Source organism: Corallococcus terminator (assembly GCF_003611635.1).
GTDB classification, from domain to species: domain Bacteria; phylum Myxococcota; class Myxococcia; order Myxococcales; family Myxococcaceae; genus Corallococcus; species Corallococcus terminator.
Genome location: NZ_RAVZ01000532.1, coordinates 1 through 3,919, shown reverse-complemented (window position 1 = coordinate 3,919; position 3,919 = coordinate 1). Strand labels below are relative to the sequence as shown.

The following is a 3,919-nucleotide window of genomic DNA, read 5'->3' as shown; positions in this document are numbered from 1 at the left end:
ACACATCCGACCGGGGCAACCCCGCCGCCTGGAGGCACCTGCCCACCCCCGTCTCGTTGCCGTACCGTGACGCCGTGTCGATGAGCCGGTAGCCCGCCTTCAGCGCGGCCTCCACCGCGACCGCGGCCTCGTCGTCGTCCAGCGGCCACGTGCCGAACCCCAGTCGCGGAATCCAGTGACCGTCGTTGAGCAGGCGCGTGGAGGCGGGCTTCATGGTGACTCCTGGCAGGCGTAGACCTTCAAGGTGGGGATGCCTTGTCCCCACTTCCATCGAAGAGCCAGCAACCGAGCGCCGCGAGGACCGTCTCCCCGTTCACTTCCACTGCTTCGCGATGTCTTCCTTTGTCGGCTCCGGCTCCCTGTCAGGGAAGTAGCGCTCAGGGTGGAGGTCCCAGTCCACGCGGCTCACCCGCTCCCCGAATTCCGCCACATGGTTCCGGGCCCGTTCCACGGGCCAGGCGCGCTCACGCCCATCGGTGGTGGCCTGGACGACCCGGCCGTCCTGGAAGATGGCCCGGAAGATGAGCGGTTCGGAGCCACACCGCGAGCCCGTGGCGGCGCCCTCCAGCTTCCGGCCATCCACGAACAGCAGGTCGTACTTCACGGGGTTGTACTTGTCCCCGGAGGACCACGATCCCTTCTGACAACGCACCACCACCTCGCGCACCTCGCCCAGGAACGTCCGGGCATTCGCGACCGCCTCCGGACGCAGGCCGGGCGAATCACGCGGGTGCATCTTCTTCAGGGCGGCGTCCACGCTCTCGTTGAGCAGGTCGGCCAACGTCGGACTGGGGATGTCCCCCGGCATCTCCGGCGGGTTGAGGATGGGGCGCAGCAGGAGGAAGCCTCCCACCAGCGCGAAGGCCGAGAACCACATGCCCGCCAGCATCAGGCCGACCGGGAGCTTCTTGCCGCTCATCTCCACCCCACCGTGAGAATCAGGACGTCCAAGCCTGCCATGGGTGGCCTGGCGAAGCCCCCCTCGCACACCGGCCGGGCAGGGGTACGGGGAGCCCCTGCTGATGGGCGCCATGTCCCGGGATGAAACACGGCCGTTTTCGTCCTTCCGGCCCCCCCGGATTTGTGGTGTGAACCGCCCCCATGGCGAATACGCGCACTGTGACGGTCATCAACGGCGACGGCATCGGTCCCGAAGTCTCGGCGGCCACCATTCGCGTCCTTGAAGCGCTCAAGGTCCCCCTGGAGTTCGAGTTCAAGGACGCTGGCGCGGAGGTCGTGGCCAAGTTCGGCACCAACCTCCCCCACGAGACGGTGGAAGCGGTCCTCAAGAGCGGCGTCGCCCTCAAGGGCCCCACCGGCACCGTCGTCGGCGGCGGCCTGCCGTCCGCGAACGTCGGCCTGCGCAAGCGGCTGGACCTGTACTCGTCCCTGCGCCCGGTGAAGAGCGTCCCCAACGTCAAGACGCGCTACGAGAACGTCGACGTCGTCGTGGTCCGCGAGAACACCGAGGACCTCTACGCCGGCCTGGAGCACATCGTGGTGCCGGGCGTCGTGGAGGCGCTGAAGATCATCACGGAGAAGGCGTCCACGCGCATCGCGCGCTTCGCCTTCGACTACGCCCGGAAGAACGGCCGCAAGCGGGTGTCCGCCATCCACAAGGCGAACATCATGAAGCTGTCGGACGGCCTCTTCCTGGACTGCTGCCGCAAGGTCGGCCGCGAGTTCCCCGAAATCACGTACGACGAGGTCATCGTCGACAACCTCTGCATGCAGTTGGTGAAGGACCCGACCCGGTTCGACGTGATGGTGACGGAGAACCTGTACGGCGACATCATCAGCGACCTGTGCGCGGGCCTCGTCGGCGGCCTGGGCATGGTGCCGGGCGCCAACATCGGTGAGCGCACCGCCGTCTTCGAGGCCGTGCACGGCACCGCTCCGGACATCGCGGGCAAGGGCATCGCGAACCCCACCGCGCTGATGATGTCCGCGGTGATGATGCTGGAGTGGCTGGAGCTGAAGGACGAAGCCCGCCGCATGCAGGGCGCCATCCAGAAGGTCTACGGCGGCGACGGGAAGGTGCGCACCGGCGACCTGGGCGGCAGCGCCACCACGCGCGAGTTCACCGACGCCATCATCGCCGCGCTGTAGTCCGCGCGGCGGTCCCGGGGTGGAGCAAGCCCTCCACCCCTGTCTGGCACTTCACCCGATGATGACCTTGCGGACGCCCCGCGCTTCCAGGAGCGCGGGAAGCCGTTCGCGCTGGTCGCCCTGCAACACCAGCGAGTCCTCCTCCACCACACCGCCGCAGCCCAGGCCGCCCTTGAGCGCCTTGAGCCAGGTGTCGAGCTGGGCCGCGGGAAGCCCCAACTGCTCCACCACCGTCACCTCCTTGCCACCCCGGCCCTTGCGCTCCATGCGCACGACCGCGCGCGCGGGGCCCTTGGGTTCGGGCTTCCCCTTGGGCGCGGGCGGAGGCGGCCCCACGGGCAGCGCCTCTCGCTGCGCGGACAGGGCGGCGAAGGGGTTGTTGAAGGGCCCCGGGGACGCCGGGGCCTCGTCCTTCTTGTCGCGCTTGCCCATGGCGTGCGGTGACTCCTACGGGTGGGCGTGGCCCTCGTGGCCACCACCGGCGGCCGGCGCGCGAGCGGGCGGCAGCACGACGAAGGCGGCGGCGTTCGCGTCACCGTTGGCCAGCACCAGCGAATAGATGAGCGGCGCGGACGGCGGCACCTGCCGGCCATTCAACAGCACCAGCGGCGTGCCCTGGATGTTGAACTTCATGGCGTACTCGACGTCCTGGCGCAGCTTGCTCAAGGTCTGGGGGTTGCTCATGCACGCCTCCAACTGCGGGCGTGCCACGGAGCCAGACGTGGCGATCTCCATCACCTTGTCCGTGCTCAGGAAGGCCTGGGCGGCGAACAGCCGCTCGCGCAGCTTCCAGAAGTCCTTCGCGTCCTCCAGGCACACCATCGCCTTGGCGGCTTCACACCGCACGCTGGGCGCGTCCGGGCCCTGGCGGGGAATGGCCGGGTTGCACGCGCCATCCAGCGGGAAGTGCCGGGCCTCCACGGACAGCTTGCCCTCGGGCGAGGCGCGCTTGATGTACGCCAGTTCCTCCACCAGCGACTTGCAGTGGGGGCACTTGCTGTCGGTCCACTCCACCACCTTCACGGGCGCGTCCACCGGGCCGTAGATGCGGCGCGCGGGGTAGACGGCCGGCTCCGGAGTGGCGGCGCGATACGCGACGAGCGCGTTCGCCAGGTACTGCTTCTGCTGCTGGGGCAGGCTCGCCAGATAGACCTCCAGCGTCGGCGGCGTCACGGGCGGGGGCTCCACCTCGTCCCCGTAGAGAACCTTCGCGGGGGCCGTCGCGGTCGGCAGGAAGGCGCCGGCCTTCTGGGCGTGCGGGGTGGCGCGGCCGGGCATCTGCATGGCGATGAAGGCGACGGCGGAGATGCCCACCGTCCACTTGAGCGCTTCGCCCCACTCGCCCGACTGGGGCGCCAGGGGGCCGGGGAGGCCCTTCCAGGCGACGCCCGCGAAGGCAATCACCAGCGCATAGGTGGCAAGACACGTGGGGCACACCACGCCCACCCTGGCGCTGACGCCCGCGAAGACGACGACGGAGACGATGCCCGCGACAGCCAGCAGGCGCAGGCCGTTGGTGGCGGGGCGCACGGAGCGCTTCGCCTTCGCCCACGCGAGGTACAGCGCGCAGAGGCCCACCGCGACGAGCCCCCACACGAGGCCCAGGCCGGCAATGGGGATGCCCAGCGTGTCGTGCACGGCGCTGGCGAAGTCCGAATTCCAGACGGTCTCGCAGTTGACCTGCTCGCTGATACCGCAACTGGTGGAACCGCCCGCGCGCAGCGTGAGCAGCTCCATCCACTGGTAGATGGCGAGCCCGCTGGTGAGGATGCCCAGGACCAGCAGCGCGAGGGCGCCACGGGTGGGGACG

Annotated in this window: 5 protein-coding genes; 1 reads left to right on the top strand and 4 read right to left on the bottom strand. The window is 69.6% G+C overall.

The window, feature by feature from the left end; translation table 11 throughout:
* Together D7V88_RS39525 and D7V88_RS39520 are read right to left on the bottom strand one after the other, a co-directional pair.
* A partial coding sequence (locus D7V88_RS39525; RefSeq protein WP_208726734.1) for an aldo/keto reductase occupies positions 1-214 on the bottom strand: 214 nt, incomplete at its 3' end.
* 99 nt (positions 215-313) lie between these two features.
* Positions 314-919 (bottom strand): hypothetical protein, encoded by a 606-nt coding sequence (locus D7V88_RS39520; RefSeq protein ID WP_244238642.1) that lies wholly within the window; start codon positions 917-919, stop codon positions 314-316.
* A 182-nt stretch (positions 920-1,101) separates the two neighbouring features.
* Between D7V88_RS39520 and D7V88_RS39515 the strand changes: the two genes are divergently transcribed.
* Entirely contained in the window at positions 1,102-2,109 is a 1,008-nt protein-coding gene (locus D7V88_RS39515) for an isocitrate/isopropylmalate dehydrogenase family protein (RefSeq protein WP_120545682.1), read from the top strand.
* A 51-nt stretch (positions 2,110-2,160) separates the two neighbouring features.
* Here the strand turns inward: D7V88_RS39515 and D7V88_RS39510 are convergent, their stop codons facing one another.
* Positions 2,161-2,541, bottom strand: coding sequence for a translation initiation factor (locus D7V88_RS39510; RefSeq protein ID WP_120545681.1), 381 nt, complete (start codon positions 2,539-2,541; stop codon positions 2,161-2,163).
* 15 nt (positions 2,542-2,556) lie between these two features.
* A partial coding sequence (locus D7V88_RS39505; RefSeq protein WP_120545680.1) for a vitamin K epoxide reductase/DsbA family protein occupies positions 2,557-3,919 on the bottom strand: 1,363 nt, incomplete at its 5' end.

Excerpts from the sequence above, each read along its gene's own strand:
- D7V88_RS39520 (WP_244238642.1), bottom strand. The coding sequence starts at position 919 with ATGAGCGGCAAGAAGCTCCCGGTCGGCCTGATGCTGGCGGGCATGTGG.
- D7V88_RS39515 (WP_120545682.1), top strand. The coding sequence starts at position 1,102 with ATGGCGAATACGCGCACTGTGACGGTCATCAACGGCGACGGCATCGGT.
- D7V88_RS39510 (WP_120545681.1), bottom strand. The coding sequence starts at position 2,541 with ATGGGCAAGCGCGACAAGAAGGACGAGGCCCCGGCGTCCCCGGGGCCC.